We start from the raw sequence: 18,838 nt of genomic DNA, 5'->3' as shown, positions 1-18,838 counted from the left end.
CCGGCTCCGACCCTGGCGTGTGCGGTGCGCCACCTTCTAAGCTCGGCTGAGATTCGTGGACGTGCCAGTGAGGCACGCGAGAACAGAGCGCGGAGGGCACATGGCCGACAAGGCAGAGGCGATCGTCGCCGGATTGGGCGGCGCGGCCAACATCGAGGACATCGAGGCGTGCATCACCCGGTTGCGCACGGAGGTGGCCGACCCGGGGCTCGTCCGGGAGGACGCGCTCAAGGCGGCCGGCGCGCACGGGGTACTGGTCTCGGGCCGTGTCGTGCAGGTCGTGGTCGGACCCGAGGCCGACAGTCTCACCGACGACATCCAGGATCTCCTGGAGTAGGGCGGATCCGAGAGGACCGGCGAGAAAGTCGGGCCCTTCGGCCCTTTTGGTCGGCGTGATTCCGGATTAAGTGCCGCCCTCAGGGAAGATCTCCTGCATGTCAGTCCTCACCAGTGCGCTGCGCGTGCTCTCCCCCGTCCCCGGAACGGCGATGTCTCTGGAGACCGTGCCCGATCCGGTCTTCTCCCAGAGCATGGTCGGCCCCGGGGTCGCCGTGCACCCCGAGCCCGGTCAGGAGGGCGGCCAGGAGTCCCGGCAGGAGGCGGTCGCCCCCATCGACGGGACCCTGGTGAAGCTGCACCCCCACGCCTTCGTGGTCATGGCCCCGGACGAGCGGCGCGGTGTCCTGGTCCACCTGGGCATCGACACCGTGCAGCTCGCGGGGGAGGGGTTCGTCCTCCTCGTCGCGGAGGGGTCCGAGGTCACGGCGGGCACCCCGGTGATCGACTGGTCGCCGGGGTCGGTCGCCGCCCTCGGCAAACCCTCCGTGGTGCCGGTCGTGGCGCTCGACGCGGCCGCCGGCGACCTGGGCACCCGCGCCGCCGGTGCGGTCACCGTCGGGGACGAGCTCTTCGTCTGGGCCCCGGTCGGTTCCTGACCTCGCCTCGCGTTCCGACGGTGCCCGATCCCGCCCACCGCACGGTGGGGTGAGGACGCTCACCCCCCGGGACAGGGTATTCTCCGGCCGCACCCAGCGATCGGCCGGAGATGAGGCCCCACATGAAACCGCACGCCCTGGCCCCGGTCTGCGTAGGCCTCGCCCTGGTGATCACCGCATGCACCACGAACCCCGAGGAGGTGGGTACCTCGCCCGGAGAGAACGAACAGCGACCGGACGCCTCGGCCGAGCCCTTCGAGCCCGTCCTGGCACCCGAGCTCCTGGCCGGGATGGACCTGGACGACAAGATCGGTCAGCTCATGGTGCTCACGGCCCAGGGCACCACGGCGGCGGACAACGCCGCCCAGATCGAGGCCTACCACCCCGGCGGGCTCATCTACTTCGACGCGAACCTGGAGGACGCCGAACAGATCGCCGAGCTGTCGGCGGGTGTCCAGGAACTGGCGGGCGAACAGGCCCAGGGGGTGCCGCTGTTCCTCGGTATCGACCAGGAGCAGGGCCGGGTCGTGCGCATGCCGGTGGGCACGCACTTCCCCGACGCGATGGCGGTCGGAGCCACCGGTGACACCGACCTCGCGGCCCTGCGCGCGGCCACCACCGCCACGGAACTGGCCGCCGTGGGCGTCAACCTGAACTACGCGCCCGACGCCGACGTCAACACCGATCCGAACAACCCGGTGATCGGTATCCGCTCCTTCGGATCCGATCCGGACCGTGTGTCGGACATGGTGCTGGCCGAGGCCGCGGCCTACGCCGAGAACGGTGTCGTGCCGGTGGCCAAACACTTCCCCGGACACGGCGACACCGACGTGGACAGCCACACCGGGCTGCCCGTCATCGACCTGCCGCGGGACCGCTGGGAGGCCGAGCACCTGCCGCCGTTCCGCGCGGCGGTGGAGGCCGGGGTCGACGCGATCATGACCGCTCACGTGCTCATGCCGCAGCTGGACGACTCCGAGGACCCGGCCACGCTCTCCCCGGTGATCATCGACGGGATCCTGCGGGACGAGCTCGGCTACGACGGTGTGGTCACCACCGACGCCCTCAACATGGAGGGCGTGCGCCAGCGCCACGACGACGGGGAGATCGCGGTCCGCGTGATCGAGGCGGGCGTCGACCAGTTGCTCATGCCCCCGGACCCGGGCGCGGCGGTCTCCGCGATCCGCGCGGCGGTCGAGGACGGGCGCATCAGTGAGGAGCGCATCGACGCGTCGGTGCTCCGGGTGCTGACGCTCAAGGAGAAGCGCGGTGTCCTGGAGGCCGAACCGGTCGACTCGACGGCGGCCGCGGCGGTCATGGACGACCCCGAGCACGCCGAGGCCGCCCGGAGGGTGGCCGAGGCGTCGGTGACCCTCGTGCAGAACGTGGGCGAACTCCTGCCGCTCGCCGAGGGCACCCGGGTGCGGGTCGTGGGGGTGGGCGCCGACGGCCTGGCCCCGGCCCTCACGGACGCGGGCCTGGAGGTCGTGGACGACGGCGAGGAGGTCCTCGTCGTGGGCACCGAGGGGGCCCGTGGCTCCACCGAACAGCAGGGGCTGGTCGACGCGGGGGAGAGCGCCGGCACCCCGGTCGTGGTGGTGGCCCAGGGCGGCCCCTACGACCTGGAGGCCTTCCCCGAGGTCGAGGGTTACCTCGCCCTGTACTCGGCCGTGGAGGTCTCCCGTACGGCCGCGGCCAGGGTCATCGCCGGCGAGGTCTCCCCGTCGGGTGAGCTTCCGGTGGACATCCCCGGTGCCGACGTCCGATCGGGAACGGGTCTGGGCTACTGAGTCCACGGTGCGACGCGGTCGGGTGATTCCTCCCCGGCCCGGGATTGAAGCGGGCGGGGAACGGGAAGAACCGTTCCCCGCCCGACCTCTCGGGCCGCCGAGGAACCGGGTGGGTGTGCACCCCATGGCTCACCTGAGGAGGCGATCGGATGAACGGCACCCGACGAGGGGTCATCTCCGACTGGGGCGGTGTGCTCACGCCGCCCCTCGTCGACGGCATCCAGGCGTGGCTCCGCCACGACAGGATCGACGTCGACCACTATTACGAGGTCATGAGCGGCTTCTTCGACGGGCGCCTGGTCGACAACCCGGTGCACGCCCTGGAACGCGGCGAACTCGACACGGCCGAGTTCGAACGCGACCTGGCCGCCCTGTTGCGCTCCACACACGGTGGACCGATCGAGGCCGTCGGACTGATCCAGCGGATGTTCTCCCGTTTCGAGCCGATCCACGACATGTACGACGCGCTCGGCTCCGCGCGCGCGGGCGGGCACGCCACCGCGCTTCTGTCCAACTCCTGGGGCAACGGCTACCCGCGCGAGCGCTTCGCGGCCACCTTCGACACCGTGGTCATCTCCGGCGAGGTGGGGATGCGCAAACCCGAGGAACGCATCTACCTGCACACCTGTGAACGACTCGGGCTGGCCCCCGAGGAGTGCGTCTTCATCGACGACCTCGAACACAACGTCACCACGGCGGAATCCCTGGGTATGACGGGCATCCTGCACCGGGACGTGGCGAGCACCCGCGCGGCGCTCGCGCACTTCCTGGGGGCCCCGGAGACCGACCAGGAACGCCAGCCGGTCTGACCCCGACGGGGCGCGGGTCCGGTCACCTCGGGTTCTTTGCCAGACTCGTAGGGAAACCGACCGCGCCCTGGAGCCTCGATGTACGTCTTCCTGCCCAGTACCGTCCCCGCACTCGCGACCCTCCTCGACGAGGGGCGCCTGGAGGGCGAACCCCTGATCGCGTTCACGGCCGACCCGGGGCCCGGCGACGACGCCGAGGAGGCCGAGTACGACGCCATGTACGCGGCCGCGGAGGAGTCCCTGCGTCTGTTGAGGACCGACCCCGGGGCCCCGCGTCGGCGTGTGGTCCTGACCGCGGAGATGCCCGATCACGTCGTCGACCACGAGGCCCGTCAGGGTGACGGTGTGGCCCGGGTGAGCGTTCGGGCGGCCATCCCGTACAAGAAGCTGAAGTCGGCGCACGTGGACGACGAGGGGGCCGCGGCCGACATCGCCGAGGCGGCGGACGACCCCGCGTCCGAGGCCGCCGGGGACCACGAACTGCTGTGGTTCGCCGTCCAGGAGATCCGCTACCTGATCGAGGACGCCCGCCCGTGAGGGCGGGGCCCGGCGGTGCCGTCCTCCCGTCGGGACGGGAGGAGGGCCGGCCACGGGGGCGTCGCGGCCGTCCCGGCCCCGGCCGACCCCCGCACGGTGGCGCGCCGGGCACCGGCCGGTCCCGTGGACGGCGGTTTCCACCGCGAACGGCGCATCCGGCACAATAGAGGCGTCCCGAACCCCCGAACGCCGAGGAGTCAGCCATCAGCCGCCTGGTGCTATGGAACATCGACCTCACCCTCCTCGACGTCGGTCAGGTCATGCGGGCCGCCTACGCGGAGGCCTTCGAGAAGGTCACCGGTGAGCCGCTGGTCTACCTGACGTCGGCGGCGGGCCGCACCGACTCGGAGATGTTCTTCGAGTTCTGCGCCCGCAACTACGTCGACTTCGACCCCGACAACGAGACCCTCGCCGACTTCCTGGCGACCCTGGAGGCGACGTTCGCCGCGCGCGGCGACCAGTTGCTGGCCAAGGGGCGGGTCATGCCGGGGGCCTCGGCCTCCCTGGCGGCGGTGGCCTCCATGCCCGACACCGTGCAGTCGGTGGTCAGCGGCAGCACCCGGGCCAACGCCACGGCCAAGCTGGTGGCCTTCGGTCTGGACACCTACCTCAACCTGGCCGTCGGCGGGTTCGGCTCGGTGAACTACCCCAAGGCGAGCCTGATCCAGTCCATCCGGCTGCACGCCGCCGGCGAGGGCGGGCGTGCCTACACGGAGGAGGAGACGGTGTTCATCACCGGCTCCGAACCGGACGTGCGCGCCGCGCTGATCGGTGGGGCGACCCCCATCGCGGTGCTCAACGACTCCGCCACCGAGAGCCGTCTGCGGGACGCGGGCGCGCAGATCATCCTGCCCGACCTGAGCGACCCCCGCGCCGTGATGACCGCCGTCCACCGGGCGACGACGGGCTAGGAGTGCTCGCTCGGGGGCTCCGCCGTGCTTCTTCGAACCTCCGCTCGGCTTCGGCCCGTGTTCGGAACGCTCCGAGGCCGACCCGGTGTCACGTCCCCATAACGACAGCGGGTACCGTCTGCGGAAGGATCTTGCCCTGTCCGTGTGCCGGTACGAACCCCCGCAATACGATCCACATGAGCGGTAACCACCGTGTAACGGTGTCGGTTCTGTTCTCAGGTACGAAAACCAGTAGCCTGGTCAGGGTTCCCACCACGGTGGGGCCGGGCCCCGTCCGCGGTGTGCCCTTGAGGTGGGAACAACGGAGTTCCCTGGCCTCGCGTCACCTCGCCTGTGCGCACAGGTACCGATCCGACCACCCACGATCGTGGATCCCTTGCGGTCCGAGGGGTTCACGAGAAGTCACAACCCAGCACGGAAGTTCACGTCCGCGACGTGCCGGCCGTCCGTCCGGCGGACACGTCATATGACCGGGTGTTCTTCACGGTGTACGCACGACGTTGCTCACAAAGGAGTGAGAGATCCCTATGTCCGGGCAATCCGACGTCATTCTCCACAAGCTTCTCGACAGCGCGGCCTCGCGATGGAACCCCGGGGACCGACTCGGTCCCGAGGCCGCCGACGCCGTCCGGCGCTTCCTGCCCCTCTACTACCGTCACACGGACCCGGAGGAGATCAGCGGCCGCAGCCCCGACCAGATCTGCGGTGCCGCCGAGTCCCACCGGACCTTCGGTTCCGAGCGCGCCCCCGGTCGGGCCAAGGTCCGCGTCCACACCCCCGAACTCGAACGCGACGGATGGGAACAGCAGACCAGCGTCGTCGAGATCGTCACCGACAACGCGCCCTTCCTCGTGTCGTCCGTGACCATGGCCCTGGCCGAGCTCGGCGCGGGCGTGCGCGTCATCATCCACCCCCAGATGACCGTCGGCCGTGACCTCTCCGGCCGCCTGATCGCCATCGACCCGGAGATCGGCGGCGAGGGCCTGCTGCCCATCGACGAGTCCTGGATGCACATCGAGATCGACCGGCAGAGCGACCCCGAGCGGGTCAAGGAGATCACCACCGTCCTGGAGTCCGTCCTCGGCGACGTGCGCCACGTGGACGAGGACTCCGCCAAGATGAGCGACCGGGTCGTCCGGATCGCCGACGAACTCTCCGCCCACCCGGACCGCCTGGTCGCCGGCGGCGTCGACCCCCGCGAGGTCGGGGAGAGCATCGACTTCCTGCGCTGGATCGCCGGCCGTCACTTCACCTTCATGGGGTACCGCGAGTACAGCCTGGTCACCGACGAGAACGGCGACGACTCCCTGCGCCCCGACCCCGGCACCGGTCTGGGCATCCTGCGCATGGACTCGCCGGCCTCCACCAGCTTCTCGGCCCTGCCCCCGGAGATCCGCGCCAAGGCCCGCGAGCCGTACATCCTCGTGCTCACCAAGGCCAACTCCCGGGCCACCGTGCACCGCCCGAAGTACCTCGACTACATCGGCGTCAAGAAGTTCGACGACCAGGGCAACATCGTCGGCGAGCGCCGCTTCCTCGGTCTGTTCACCTCCCAGGCCAACACCACCAGCATCGGCCAGATCCCGATCCTGCGCCGCAAGCAGGCCGAGGTGCTCGCCCACGCCGGGTTCGAAGTCGACAGCTACGACGGCAAGGACCTCATCGAGCTCCTGGAGACCTTCCCGCGCGAGGAGCTCCTGCAGATCCCCGTCGGTGAGCTCTACAGCATCGTGCGGGGCGTCCTGCGCCTGCGGGAACGCCGCGGCACCAAGCTGTTCATGCGCCGCGACCCCTACGGCGGCCGGTACATGTCCTGCTTCGTGTACATGCCGCGCGACCAGTACAGCACCCGGGTGCGTCTCGACATCCAGGACGTCCTCGCCGACGCCTTCCAGGGCGCCACGATGGACCACAACGTGATGATCGGCGCCGCCCCGCTGGCCCGTCTGTACCTGGTCGCCCGCGCCCGACACGGGCACACCCTCGCCGACATCGACCAGGTCGCCCTGGAGGAGAAGGTCCGCCGGGCGGCCCGCTCCTGGGACGTCGACTTCGACGACGCGCTCGTCGACGAGTTCGGCCCGACCCGGGCCACCACGCTCAAGGAGCGGTACGGCGTCGGCCTGCCGGAGGCCTACAAGGTCGACAACAGCCCCGCCACCGCCGCCAAGGACATCGCCCGCATCGAGGAGCTCGTCCAGCGCACCCCGGTCGAGGCACGCGGCGGCGCGTTCTCCGCCTCGCTCCGTCAGGTCGGCGGTGACGACGCCGGCTGGCGGTTCCGCCTGGTCAGCATCGGCGAGCCCATCTCGCTCTCCCGGGTCCTGCCGGTGCTGGAGCACCTGGGCGTCGAGGTCGTCGACGAACGCCCCTACTCCCTCGACCCCGAGGACGTGGGACGGGTCTGGGTGTACGAGTTCGGTCTCGGGGAGATCCCGGCCTCCGAACTGCCGGCCCCCCGCCTGCGCGCGCTCTTCGAGGAGGCCTTCGACGCCTCCTGGCGTCACCTGGCCGAGTCCGACCGGTTCAACGCGCTCGTGGTCCGCGCCGGCCTCGACTGGCGCCAGCTCACGGTCCTGCGGGCCTACGCCAAGTACCTGCGCCAGACCGGCTCGACCTTCACACCCGACTACTTCGCCGACGTCCTCGTCGCCAACGTCGGCATCGCCAACCTGCTGGTGGAGCTCTTCGAGACCCGCTTCGACCCCGACCTGCCCGACGAGGGACGCGACGAGCGCGCCGCCACCGTCGTCGGCAAGATCGAGGGCGAGCTGGAGGGCGTGGCCAGCCTGGACCACGACCGCATCCTGCGGTCGTTCCTGGCCGTCATCAACGCCACCCTGCGCACCAACCACTACCAGCACGAATCCGACGGTCGGCTGGCGCTCAAGCTCAACCCGCAGGAGATCCCGGACCTGCCCCACCCGCGGCCCCGGTTCGAGATGTACGTCTACTCGCCGCGCGTGGAGGGCGTCCACCTGCGCTTCGGCTCCGTGGCCCGCGGCGGCCTGCGCTGGTCCGACCGGTTCGAGGACTTCCGCACCGAGATCCTCGGCCTGGTCAAGGCGCAGATGGTGAAGAACTCCGTCATCGTGCCCAGCGGCGCCAAGGGCGGGTTCGTCTGCAAGCGCCTGCCCGCCGGCGGCGGTCGCGAGGAGGTGATGGCCGAGGTCGTCTCCTGCTACAAGCAGTTCATCAGCGCCCTGCTGGACGTCACCGACAACCTCGTCGACGGACGGGTCGTGCACCCCGAGCGCACCGTTCTGCACGACGCCGACGACTACTACCTGGTGGTGGCGGCCGACAAGGGCACGGCGACCTTCTCCGACATCGCCAACGGCATCTCCAAGGAGCGCGGCTTCTGGCTCGGCGACGCCTTCGCCAGCGGTGGCTCGGTCGGCTACGACCACAAGGCCATGGGCATCACCGCCCGCGGCGCCTGGGAGTCGGTCAAGTACCACTTCCGCGAGATGGGCGTGAACGTCCAGGAGGAGCCGTTCACCGCCGTCGGCGTCGGCGACATGTCCGGTGACGTGTTCGGCAACGGCATGCTGTTGTCGAAGCAGACCAGGCTGGTGGCCGCCTTCGACCACCGGCACGTGTTCCTCGACCCCGACCCCGACCCGCACACCTCCTGGGTCGAGCGCGAGCGCGTGTTCCGGCTGCCGCGCAGCACCTGGGAGGACTACTCCACCGACCTGATCTCGGAGGGCGGCGGCGTCCACCCGCGCTCGGCCAAGTCGGTCCCGATCACCCCGCAGGTCCGGGAGGCCCTGGGCATCGACCCCGAGGTCACCGCGCTCACGCCGGACGAACTCATCCGCCGCGTGCTCACCGCCCCGGTGGACCTGCTCTGGAACGGCGGCATCGGCACCTACGTCAAGGCGAGCTCCCAGACGCACGCCGACGTCGGGGACAAGGCCAACGACCAGGTGCGCGTCGACGCCACCGACCTGCGCGTCCAGGTCGTGGGCGAGGGCGGCAACCTGGGTCTGACCCAGCCCGCCCGGATCGAGTTCGCCCGCGAGGGCGGCCGGGTCAACAGTGACTTCATCGACAACTCCGCCGGTGTGGACACCTCCGACCACGAGGTCAACATCAAGATCATGCTGGATCGCGAGGTCCGCGCCGGCAAGCTCGACCAGGACGACCGCGACCAGCTGTTCATCGACATGACCGACGAGGTCGCCTCGCTGGTCCTGGACAACAACTACGCCCAGAACACGGTGCTGGCCGCGGCCCGTCGGCAGTCCCACTCGATGCTGCACGTCCACGGTCGCTACATGCGCCACCTGGAGCGCACCAAGGTCCTCAAGCGCAAGCAGGAGGACCTGCCCTCCGACAAGACCATCGCCGAGCGTCGGGCGGCGGGCAAGGGCCTCACCGGCCCCGAGTTCGCCACGCTGCTCTCCTACACCAAGATCAGCCTCAAGGACCAGATCGGCCTGTCCGACCTCGCCGACGACCCCTACCTGGCCTCGACCCTGACCGACTACTTCCCGACGCCGCTGCGCTCGGACCGCTTCGCCTCCGAGGTGGCCTCGCACCCGCTGCGTCGTGAGGTCGTCGTCAACCAGGTGACCAACCAGATGGTCAACCGGTCCGGCATCACCTTCGCGTTCCGCCTCAACGAGGAGCTGGGTTCCAGCGCCGCCGACATCGCCCGCGCCTACCTGGTGGTCCAGGAGGTCCTCGGGTTGCGCGGTCTGTGGGGCGAGATCGAGGAGCTCGACCACAAGATCTCCGTCGACAGCCAGCTCGTGCTGTTGCTGGAGATCCGCAAGCTCGCCGAGCGTTCCGCGCGGTGGCTGCTGCGCAACCGCAGCTTCCCGTTCGACCTCAGCACCGAGATCGGCTTCTTCGCGCAGGGGGTGGGAGAGGTGCTGCCGCAGCTCGTCGACCTGCTGCGCGGCCGGGACCGGGAGGCGTTCGAGGAGCGCCGCGACCGGTACGTCTCCCTGGGGGTGCCCGCCGCGCTCGCCGAGCGCATCGCGGTCATGGTGCCCGCCTACTCCACGTTGGACCTGGTGGAGATCGCCCACCGCACCGGTCGTCCGGTGGGGGAGGTGGCCGCGCTCTACTTCGAGCTGGCCGACCGGTTCAACATCAGCTGGTGGCGTGAGCGGATCATCGACCTTCCCCGGGACGACCGGTGGGGGACCATGGCCCGTGCGGCCCTGCGCGACGACCTGTACGCCGCGCACGCCGACCTGACCGGTCGGGTCCTGGAGTCGGGCGACTCCGACTCGCACAGCGAACTCATCGCCGGGTGGGCCGAGGACAACGAGGCCGCCGTGCAACGGGCCGGGATCACGTTGTCCGAGATCCAGGAGAACGAGCGTTTCGACCTCGCCACGTTGTCCGTCGCGCTGCGGTCGATCCGGGCCCTGATCGACTAGGTCCCGTGCGTCGGACCACGAGCGGTGTTCGTGGTCCTGGCCCCGGCCGCGCTCCGAGCGCCGGTCGGGGCGGGCGGTGCCCGCGCCCCGGCGGGCCACCGTCCCACGAACGGAACACGCCCTGCGATCGAACGGTCGATGACGGGCCCCGCACCGTCCGGTGTGGGGCCCGCACTCTGTGGGGTCCTACACTGGGGGCGTGGCAGAACTGGACCCAGCAGAGAAGATCAAGGAACTCGCGGCGACCCTGGCGAGTGTGACCGCCGTGTTGGACCTGGAGGCGATGCAGACGCAGATCGCCGAACTGCGCGAGCAGTCCGCCGACCCCGAGTTGTGGTCGGACCAGGACAACGCGCAGAAGGTGACGCGTCGGCTCTCCACCCTGGAGTCCATGGTCAACAAGGTCAACGGCATCGGACAGCGTCTCGACGACGTCGGTGTGCTCTACGAGCTCGCCGAGGCCGAGGACGACGTCGACACCCGAGCCGAGGCGGACCGTGAGCTCGAACAGCTCCGCAAGGAGATCGGTGAGCTGGAGGTGCGCACACTCCTCAACGGCCCGCACGACGAGAGCGAGGCCATCGTCACCATCAACTCCCAGGCCGGTGGTGTCGACGCCGCCGACTGGGCGCAGATGCTCCAGCGCATGTACCTGCGCTGGGCGGAGCGGCACGGCTACCCCACGGAGGTCTACGAGACCTCCTACGCGGAGGAGGCCGGCATCAAGTCCACCTCGTTCGCGGTGAAGGCGTCCTTCGCCTACGGCACGCTGCGCGGGGAGCACGGCACCCACCGTCTGGTGCGGATCTCGCCGTTCGACAACCAGAACCGGCGACAGACGTCGTTCGCGGGTGTGGACGTGGTCCCGATGGTGGAGCAGAGCGACCACATCGAGATCGACGAGACCGAGCTGCGCATCGACGTGTACCGCTCCAGCGGCCCCGGCGGTCAGGGCGTCAACACCACCGACTCGGCGGTGCGCATCACCCACATGCCGTCCGGGATCGTCGTCTCCTGTCAGAACGAGCGTTCGCAGCTCCAGAACAAGGCGACCGCGATGTCGATGCTCCAGGCCAAGCTGTTGGCCCGCAAGCGCGCGGAGGAGCAGGCGGCCCTGGACGAGATCCGCGGTGACTCGGTGAGCAGCTGGGGCACCCAGATGCGCAACTACGTCCTGCACCCGTACCAGAACGTCAAGGACGTGCGCACCGGCATGGAGACCGGTAACCCCACGGCCGTGCTGGACGGCGAGATCGACGGGTTCATCGACGCGGAGATCCGCTGGATGCGCAGCCAGGAGAAGCAGGACTAGAGCCCGGTCACCGAACCGCGGGAGTCCGCGGTTCGGGCACCGGCGGGCACGGCCCGCCGGATCCCGGGGAGGTGCCGGAGGTGGGACCGCGGCGTACGAGCCGTCCCACCGAAGGCGCCGACGGCGCCCGCCCGGCGGTCGGGCCCTCGGAGACGGGCCGAAGCGCGGTGGAGGCCCCGGAGCACACGGACTGGATCCACGCCCCGCGGTGCCGCATACTGTCCGGTGACACGCCCGGTCGCGCAACCCTCACCGCGGGTCGCCGAAGCGGGCGAGACCGGGTGTTGTATCCCAAAGGTGATGTCCACGTCTCCGCAGTTTTACCGAAACTGCTATATGTGAACGTTATCATCGGTTGACACCTCCGATATGATCATGGCTGTTGTCCGATAGTGCACTGATCTCCACAGATCTCCTGGGCGTGACGGGACCTGGACAATCCGGGCCCCTGTCCCCTCTAAACTGTCGGTTGGCCATGCGGCCGGTACGATCCCACGCGGAGCACCTCCGCCGGGTGCCCATACCTTCGAGAGCCTTGTGATGCGCCTGTGATCCACTTCGATAACGTCACCAAGCAGTACCCGACTCAGAAGCGCCCCGCGCTCGACGGTGTTTCCATCGACGTGGACAAGAGCGAGTTCGTCTTCCTGGTCGGGCCCTCCGGCTCGGGTAAGTCGACGTTCTTGCGCCTGGTGCTCAAGGAAGAGAAGCCCGACAAGGGGCGCGTGCACGTGGCCGGCAAGGACCTGGCCCGCCTGTCCAACTGGAAGGTCCCGCACCTGCGCCGCCGTATCGGCTGTGTCTTCCAGGACTTCCGTCTGCTGCCGAACAAGAACGTCTTCGAGAACGTCGCCTTCGCCCTGGAGGTCATCGGTAAGCCTCGGCGGTTCATCAAGAAGGTCGTGCCGGAGGTCGTCGAGCTCGTCGGCCTCGAGGGCAAGGCCGGCCGGATGCCCGGTGAACTCTCCGGTGGTGAGCAGCAGCGTGTGGCCATCGCCCGCGCCTTCGTCAACCGCCCGCAGATCCTGCTGGCCGACGAGCCCACCGGAAACATCGACCCGGCGACCTCCATCGGCATCATGAAGGTGCTGGACCGAATCAACCGCACGGGCACGACCGTCGTCATGGCGACGCACGACGCCGCCATCGTCGACTCGATGCGCAAGCGTGTGATCGAGCTTGAAGAGGGCTTGGTAGTGCGCGACCAGATGAGTGGCGTCTACGGCCAGGCGTACTGACCCCTGGCACGTTCGTCGCCGGGCCTCGGTCGACGACCGCGAGACCACCGGCACGGCGAAGCCCCGAAGGATGGACCTTTAACAGATCATGCGAGCACAATTCGTTCTCTCCGAGACGTGGATCGGCCTGCGTCGCAACCTGACGATGACCATCGCCGTCATCACGACGGTGGCCATCTCCCTCGCCTTGTTCGGTGCCGGTCTGCTGGTCAACCAGCAGGTCTCCGAGATGCGCAATTACTGGGACCAGCGGATCACGCTGACCATCTACATGTGCAACGACATCTCGCCGACCACGGCGTGTCAGGAGAACGGCGCCGCGACCGAGGAGGACCGCGCAGCCCTGGAGCAGCAGTTGGACTCGCTCTCCGAGGTGGAAAGCTTCCGGTACCTGACCGCCGCGGAGGCCTGGCAGGACTTCCAGGAACGCATCGGCTCCTCCAACGAGGCGCTCGCCGAGGCGGCCCAGGAAGGTGACATCCCGGACAACTACCGGGTGCAGCTGACCAACCCTGACAACTACGACACGGTGCGCGCGGCCGTCGACGGGGCCGACGGCGTCGACTCCGTCTCCAACGACCAGCGCGTCCTCGAGCAGTTCTTCGGGCTGCTCGACGGTCTCAAGTGGGCGGCCCTGGTCGTCGCGGGTGTGCAGTTGGCCGCGGCCGCGCTGCTGATCGGTAACACGATCCGGTTGTCGGCCTACAGCCGGCGTCGGGAGACCGGGATCATGCGTCTGGTCGGTGCGTCGAACTTCTACATTCAGTTGCCGTTCCTCTTGGAGGGCGCCATCGCCGGTTTCATCGGTGGTGTGATCGCCTCCGGGTTCATCGTGGCCACCAGGTTCACGCTGCTCACCCAGATCGAGGAATGGTTCCAGTTCGACGTGGCGCTGGGTACCGGTTCACTGTTGTACGTCATCGGAGTCTCGATGATCCTCGGTGTGCTCTTGTGCACCGTGACCTCGTTCCTCACCCTGCGCCGTTACCTGAAGGTCTGACGGCTCCACCGCCGGACGGGCGGGCGCGGGACACCGGGGGGCCACTGGCCCCCCGGACTCATGAAGGGATACATCCGTGGCCAAGGAAACCGGCCAGAAGATGATCGCCCAGAACCGTCGGGCGCGACACGACTACCACATCGATGAGACCTACGAGGCGGGTCTGGTCCTCACCGGGACCGAGGTCAAGTCCCTCCGTGAGGGGCGCGCCTCACTCGTGGACGGCTTCGCGCACATCCACGACAACGAGGTGTGGCTCGAGGCCGTGCACATCCCGGAGTACTCCCAAGGGACCTGGACCAACCACTCTGCCCGCAGATCACGTAAGCTACTCCTGCACCGCGAGCAGATCTCCCGACTGATCGGCAAGACCCGGGAGCCCGGGCGCACGCTGGTCCCGCTGTCCCTGTACTTCAGCGACGGTCGGGCCAAGGTCGAGATCGCTCTGGCGCGCGGTAAGCGTGAGTACGACAAGCGCCACGCCATCGCCGAACGTGAGGCCAAGCGCGACATGGAGCGCGCGCTTCGCCGTCGGCGGTAGCGGACTTTTCCGTTGAGGCGCCTGAAAGGAACACACAAGGTGTCCCCCCGTCCCCTGGGCCGCAGGATCGCGGCCGCCAGTAGCGGCATGGTCGTCGCCCTGACCCTCGCGGCGTGTACGACCCACCCCAGCCCGGAGGTGGCCGTCAGATCCTTCCTGCTCTCGTGGCAGGACGGGAACCACGCCGAGGCCGCAAGGTTCACCACCGGTGACCCGGCCGAGGTGGAGGCGGCGCTCGCCGACGTGCACGACCAACTCGACCTGGCCTCGGTCCGGTTCAACCTGGGGGCCATCTCCCAGGACGGTGACCAGGCCGTGGCCGAGTTCGAGGCCTCCGCCGACCTCGGTATCGGTGACCCGGTGTGGACCTACACCGGGCGCATGCCGCTCACGGATGGCCCTCAGGGTTGGCAGATCGACTGGTCTCCCGGTGTCATCCACCCCGAACTCGAAGAGGACGAGCGGCTCGCCGTCAGCTACGAGATCCAGGAACGGGGGCAGATCCTCGACCGCGAGGGCGAGCCCCTGGTCTCGGGGGACAGCGTCACCGCCTTCGGTGTCCTGCCGGCCGAGATGGACGACAAGGAGGCCGGGGTCACCGAACTCGCCGAACTCCTCGACGAGGACCCCGACCCCCTGCTCAACCGGGTGCGCTCCGCCCCGCCCGAGCAGTTCCAGCCGCTGGTGCTGATGCGCGACGGCAGCGTGGACAGCGCTCTGCTGAGCGAGGCCGGACGGATCTCCGGGGTGCAGACCGAAGAGGTCGAGATCAACCTGTCGCCGCGGGTGGCGCCGTTCCTGCTGGGAGAGGTCGCCGGAACCGCCGAGCACCGGGTCTCCTCGCGGGTCGCCGGCGCCTACCAGGCCGGTGACACCGTGGGCCTGAGCGGGCTGCAGAACATCTTCCAGAACGAACTCGCCGGGAGCGCCACCACGCAGGTGGTCACGCTCGGCTCGGACGGGCAGCAGACCGCCGTCCTGGAGTCCTGGGAGGGCGTGCGCAGCGGCGGCGTCGAGACCACCCTGGACCTGGACGTGCAGAACGCCGCCGAGGCGTCCCTGGAGAACCTGCCGGGGGACGGCTACATCGTGGCCGTCGACACCGGCAGCGGTGAGGTCCTGGCCGCGGCCAACGCCTCCGGGCAGGCCTCCGACGACGGCGCGTTCACCGGTTCCTACACGCCCGGTGGCGCCTTCACGATGGTGTCGTCCCTGGCGGCCATGGAGTCCGGCGCGGTCGGCCCCGGTAGCCCGATGCCCTGTGGCTACCAGTCCGAGATCGGTGACCGCACCTTCACCAACCCCAGTGGCGGTTTCCTCGCCGGCGAACCGGACGTGACCCGCAACCTGGCCTTCCTGTGCAACGTCGGCTTCGTCGACATCGCGTCGGAGGTCGGCGCCGACGAACTCACCGCCTCCGCGGCCCGTCTGGGTCTGGGGGCCGACTGGCAGCTGTCGCTGCCCGCCACCTCCGGCACCGTCGAGATCGGTGAGGACGAGGGCGACCTGGCCGCCGCCATGGTCGGTGAGCACGGGGTCGAGGTGAGCCCGCTCTCCATGGCCCTCGCCGCCGCCGCGGTCGCCGACGGCACGTGGAACCCTCCCACCCTGGTCCGGGAGGAGGGACCGAACCCGGCCGGTTCCGGTGACCTCGACGAGGCGCACCTGGAGGCGATCCGCGAGGGCATGCGCGAAGCGGTCGTCAACCGGTTCCCCGAGGTCGACAGTGGTGAGGAGCCGGTGCACGGCCAGGCCGCCCGTGCCGAGCAGGGCGACACCTCGCTGCACTGGTTCGTCGGTTACCAGGGCGACGTCGCCTTCGCCGTGCTCGCCGAGGTCGACCCCGAGATGAGCATGTGGCAGCAGTACGCGGTCACCGCCGCGACGAGCTTCCTCTCGGGTGTGGCCAACGGCGTCCCCGCGGACGGTCAGCAGCCGCTCGGGGAGGGGTTCCCCGGCGAGCAGCCCGAGCAGCCGCTCGTCGACGACCAGCCGCTCACCGAGGCCGTGCCGGACGCCGAGGCCGACCTCAACAACAACTAGGGCGCGGCCGTGGCCCCCGTGCGGGCGGTCGCATCCCGGTCACGAATCGCCGGCGCCGCCGGAGCAACCCCAGGGTGCTCCGGCGGCGTCTTCATGGGTAGCTGGGACCGCCACAGGGGGTAGCGGACCAGCTCGATACGGCAGGACCTCATCTCGGGGGAGACCCTGCCGGTTCCACAGGTCGGCCCGACCCTGCCGACCGCCCCCGTGAGCCGCGTCGACCAGATCTTGAGTCCGCCTCACGGGGGTTTCTCCCTGTTCGGACACATCTTCGCCCCGGCCGGGAATCAGCTTGGTTCCTTCGGCGTTGACCCGGTAGAGTGGCGAACACGCGAGTGGTGCGCCGCTCGCCTGTCGGCCGTCGCGGCACCCACGGGTGCGGATGGCTTTGACAATTTCACAGGGGGTGATCGGTTTCGACTTCGGTAGTCGTTCCAGGGGAAGCGGGTCGAGGGTTGCGTCTGTGACCTCGTAAATCCTGCATTCGCATAAATTCAAGTGCCAATTCTAAGCGCACTGAGTTCGCTCTCGCTGCTTAAGCGTTAGTGACTCTGTCGGCCCGGGCTCGTCATCGGCTCGGGATCCGGCACCAGCTAGATGACTCACCGCTCAGATCAGGCCACGGGGCCTGAGTGGGACATTTTCGTGGCTGGGCCCGTCAGCGATGTGTCTGTGCAAGCGCTGGGGCCGAGTAGAACGACACCACGGACTGCACCCGGAGAAGCCCTGGCTCGTTGCTGAAGGACGCGGGTTCGATTCCCGCCACCTCCACTCCTCTCCGAAACGACCCGGCGCGTGAGCCCAGCTCACGGGCGGGGTCGTTTCGTTGTCTCCCCGTCGTCCCCGACGGAGGGACCCTGTCTCATCTCAGGCCCCCGGGCCGCGTACACCGCGCGGACCGGGGGCCTTCGTCATGCCCACAACCGGCGCACCGCTGCCGTTCGCAACCGGCGAGGCGCCTCGTGGCGGGATAGTCGCTTCGCGATCTAGGTTGTATTCCTAACTAGGTTGCATTACGGTCTAACGAGAAGCCCGACCTCGTGAGGTGACACGTATGACACCCCACGTGCCCCGTCCCGACGCGGCTCGACACGCCCTCCGCGGTCGGCGCGCCGATCGCCGTGCGCCCACACCCGGCCGGATCCCCGCAGTGCCCGCGCGCGGCCGAGGGGCCGCCGGGCGGCCTCCGCCGCGGCGCCGACCCGCGGTCGCCACCCTGGTCCGGCGCCGACACCACGGGGCGCGCGACCCCCATCGACCGAAGGAGAGCCGGATGGATCGACGATCGAGCTGGTTGAAGGGGGTCCTCGACCTTCTGGTCCTGTCCGGACTGACCGAGGGCGAGAGCTACGGCTACGCCCTGGCCGCACGCCTGGACGAGGCCGGGTTCGGGCGGATCAAGGGCGGCACCCTCTACCCGGTGCTCAACCGGTTGGAGGAGGCGGGTCTGGTCGCGGCGGAGTTCCGCGCGGCGGCCAAGGGGCCCGGGAGGCGTTACTACCACCTCACCGACCAGGGCCGTGAGGTCCTGGCCGAGCAGGGCGGCGCCTGGCTGGAATTCGACGCGTCGGTACGCGAGGTACTGAGGAAGGGAGGGGTCCGATGAACTATCTCGACGCCTTGGCGGGGCTGTTGCGTGAGCACGGTGTTCCCGAGGAGAGGGTGCGCGGTACCACCGATGATCTGGCGGCCTTCCTCGCGGAGGGCGACCTCGACCCGGAGGAGGAGTTCGGCCCGGTGGACCGGTTCGCCGACGAGCTCGTGGGCGAGGAGGGGCCCGAGCCCGAACCGGAGAGCCTGGTCTGGGCGGCGGACTCCTTCGTCGCGACGGATCGGCTCAACGAGAAGGGCGCCGAGGGGTGGGAGATCGACCGGGTGGACCGTCTCGGCCGCTTCGTCGGACATCGCGCCGAGGACCCGCAGAGCTGGGAGTACCGCCAGGAGATCGCCCCGGGCCGACGCGAGCGTGCACGCCTGGCCGACCGCATCGCGCCGGAGGGCTGGGAGCCCTGCGGCCACTACTTCACCTTCGCCTACTTCAAACGCGCTCGGGCGGCCGTGGTCGGTCCGGCCGCGGAGTTGGGGGAAGAACGGCGTGAACCCGGGCCGCGACGCTACTTCTGGAGCCTGCGGGGGCTGGTGCTGATGGGTGTCTCCCTGGTCGTCCTGACGATGGCTCTGTACAGCCTGGCGGGAACGCTGTGGGAGGGCGATGCCGCCGATCGGGTGTCCACTCTGGCGGGCGCCGTGGTCGGAGGACTCCTGAGCGTGGGGGTGGTCTTGGGCCTGTTCTGGGTGGTCGCTCGGCTGCGCGCCCGGTGAC

Annotated in this window: 14 protein-coding genes and 1 other RNA gene; all 15 read left to right on the top strand. The window is 69.5% G+C overall.

Annotation, left to right across the window (positions count from 1 at the left end):
- Positions 1–100: 100 nt before the first annotated feature.
- The 15 genes from DSY14_RS06095 to DSY14_RS06025 all read left to right on the top strand — a co-directional run bounded on the left by DSY14_RS06095 (position 101) and on the right by DSY14_RS06025 (position 18,837).
- Positions 101–337, top strand: a complete 237-nt coding sequence (locus tag DSY14_RS06095) for a glucose PTS transporter subunit EIIB (RefSeq protein ID WP_211715472.1) — start codon at positions 101–103, stop codon at positions 335–337.
- A gap of 97 nt (positions 338–434) precedes the next feature.
- Positions 435–935 carry a PTS glucose transporter subunit IIA gene (locus DSY14_RS06090; protein WP_211715471.1) on the top strand — a complete coding sequence of 167 codons (501 nt, stop codon included), beginning with the start codon at positions 435–437 and terminating at the stop codon, positions 933–935.
- 122 nt (positions 936–1,057) lie between these two features.
- Positions 1,058–2,725 (top strand): glycoside hydrolase family 3 protein, encoded by a 1,668-nt coding sequence (locus DSY14_RS06085; protein WP_211715470.1) that lies wholly within the window; start codon positions 1,058–1,060, stop codon positions 2,723–2,725.
- A gap of 149 nt (positions 2,726–2,874) precedes the next feature.
- Entirely contained in the window at positions 2,875–3,534 is a 660-nt protein-coding gene (locus DSY14_RS06080) for an HAD family phosphatase (protein ID WP_211715469.1), read from the top strand.
- 78 nt (positions 3,535–3,612) lie between these two features.
- Positions 3,613–4,071: a hypothetical protein gene (locus tag DSY14_RS06075; protein ID WP_211715468.1), complete on the top strand. Its 459-nt coding sequence runs from the start codon at positions 3,613–3,615 to the stop codon at positions 4,069–4,071.
- Positions 4,072–4,286: 215 nt separating this feature from the next.
- A complete protein-coding gene (locus DSY14_RS06070; RefSeq protein WP_211715467.1) occupies positions 4,287–4,982 on the top strand; it encodes an HAD family hydrolase in 696 nt (231 codons plus the stop codon).
- A 527-nt stretch (positions 4,983–5,509) separates the two neighbouring features.
- A complete protein-coding gene (locus DSY14_RS06065; RefSeq protein WP_211715466.1) occupies positions 5,510–10,381 on the top strand; it encodes an NAD-glutamate dehydrogenase in 4,872 nt (1,623 codons plus the stop codon).
- A gap of 199 nt (positions 10,382–10,580) precedes the next feature.
- Positions 10,581–11,693 carry a peptide chain release factor 2 gene (prfB, locus tag DSY14_RS06060; RefSeq protein WP_211715465.1) on the top strand — a complete coding sequence of 371 codons (1,113 nt, stop codon included), beginning with the start codon at positions 10,581–10,583 and terminating at the stop codon, positions 11,691–11,693.
- 548 nt (positions 11,694–12,241) lie between these two features.
- Entirely contained in the window at positions 12,242–12,931 is a 690-nt protein-coding gene (ftsE, locus tag DSY14_RS06055; RefSeq protein ID WP_211715464.1) for a cell division ATP-binding protein FtsE, read from the top strand.
- A gap of 88 nt (positions 12,932–13,019) precedes the next feature.
- Entirely contained in the window at positions 13,020–13,931 is a 912-nt protein-coding gene (ftsX, locus tag DSY14_RS06050; RefSeq protein WP_211715463.1) for a permease-like cell division protein FtsX, read from the top strand.
- A gap of 76 nt (positions 13,932–14,007) precedes the next feature.
- Positions 14,008–14,472 (top strand): SsrA-binding protein SmpB, encoded by a 465-nt coding sequence (gene smpB, locus DSY14_RS06045; RefSeq protein WP_211715462.1) that lies wholly within the window; start codon positions 14,008–14,010, stop codon positions 14,470–14,472.
- A gap of 39 nt (positions 14,473–14,511) precedes the next feature.
- Entirely contained in the window at positions 14,512–16,515 is a 2,004-nt protein-coding gene (locus DSY14_RS06040) for a penicillin-binding transpeptidase domain-containing protein (protein WP_211715461.1), read from the top strand.
- A 402-nt stretch (positions 16,516–16,917) separates the two neighbouring features.
- Positions 16,918–17,289: a transfer-messenger RNA gene (gene ssrA / locus DSY14_RS06035) on the top strand.
- Between the two features lie 499 nt (positions 17,290–17,788).
- Positions 17,789–18,121 (top strand): PadR family transcriptional regulator, encoded by a 333-nt coding sequence (locus DSY14_RS06030; RefSeq protein ID WP_211715460.1) that lies wholly within the window; start codon positions 17,789–17,791, stop codon positions 18,119–18,121.
- Positions 18,118–18,837, top strand: coding sequence for a DUF2812 domain-containing protein (locus DSY14_RS06025; RefSeq protein WP_211715459.1), 720 nt, complete (start codon positions 18,118–18,120; stop codon positions 18,835–18,837). The genes DSY14_RS06030 and DSY14_RS06025 overlap by 4 nt, the downstream gene beginning before the upstream one ends.
- The last annotated feature ends 1 nt before the right edge of the window (position 18,838 follow it).

This window comes from Nocardiopsis sp. MG754419, assembly GCF_018207095.1.
Taxonomy (GTDB): domain Bacteria; phylum Actinomycetota; class Actinomycetes; order Streptosporangiales; family Streptosporangiaceae; genus Nocardiopsis.
Note: the sequence above shows the minus strand (reverse complement) of the source record. Positions and strands in the feature narration are given on the sequence as shown.

Excerpts from the sequence above, each read along its gene's own strand:
- DSY14_RS06095 (WP_211715472.1), top strand. The coding sequence starts at position 101 with ATGGCCGACAAGGCAGAGGCGATCGTCGCCGGATTGGGCGGCGCGGCC.
- DSY14_RS06090 (WP_211715471.1), top strand. The coding sequence starts at position 435 with ATGTCAGTCCTCACCAGTGCGCTGCGCGTGCTCTCCCCCGTCCCCGGA.
- DSY14_RS06085 (WP_211715470.1), top strand. The coding sequence starts at position 1,058 with ATGAAACCGCACGCCCTGGCCCCGGTCTGCGTAGGCCTCGCCCTGGTG.
- DSY14_RS06080 (WP_211715469.1), top strand. The coding sequence starts at position 2,875 with ATGAACGGCACCCGACGAGGGGTCATCTCCGACTGGGGCGGTGTGCTC.
- DSY14_RS06075 (WP_211715468.1), top strand. The coding sequence starts at position 3,613 with ATGTACGTCTTCCTGCCCAGTACCGTCCCCGCACTCGCGACCCTCCTC.
- DSY14_RS06065 (WP_211715466.1), top strand. The coding sequence starts at position 5,510 with ATGTCCGGGCAATCCGACGTCATTCTCCACAAGCTTCTCGACAGCGCG.
- ftsX (WP_211715463.1), top strand. The coding sequence starts at position 13,020 with ATGCGAGCACAATTCGTTCTCTCCGAGACGTGGATCGGCCTGCGTCGC.
- DSY14_RS06030 (WP_211715460.1), top strand. The coding sequence starts at position 17,789 with ATGGATCGACGATCGAGCTGGTTGAAGGGGGTCCTCGACCTTCTGGTC.
- DSY14_RS06025 (WP_211715459.1), top strand. The coding sequence starts at position 18,118 with ATGAACTATCTCGACGCCTTGGCGGGGCTGTTGCGTGAGCACGGTGTT.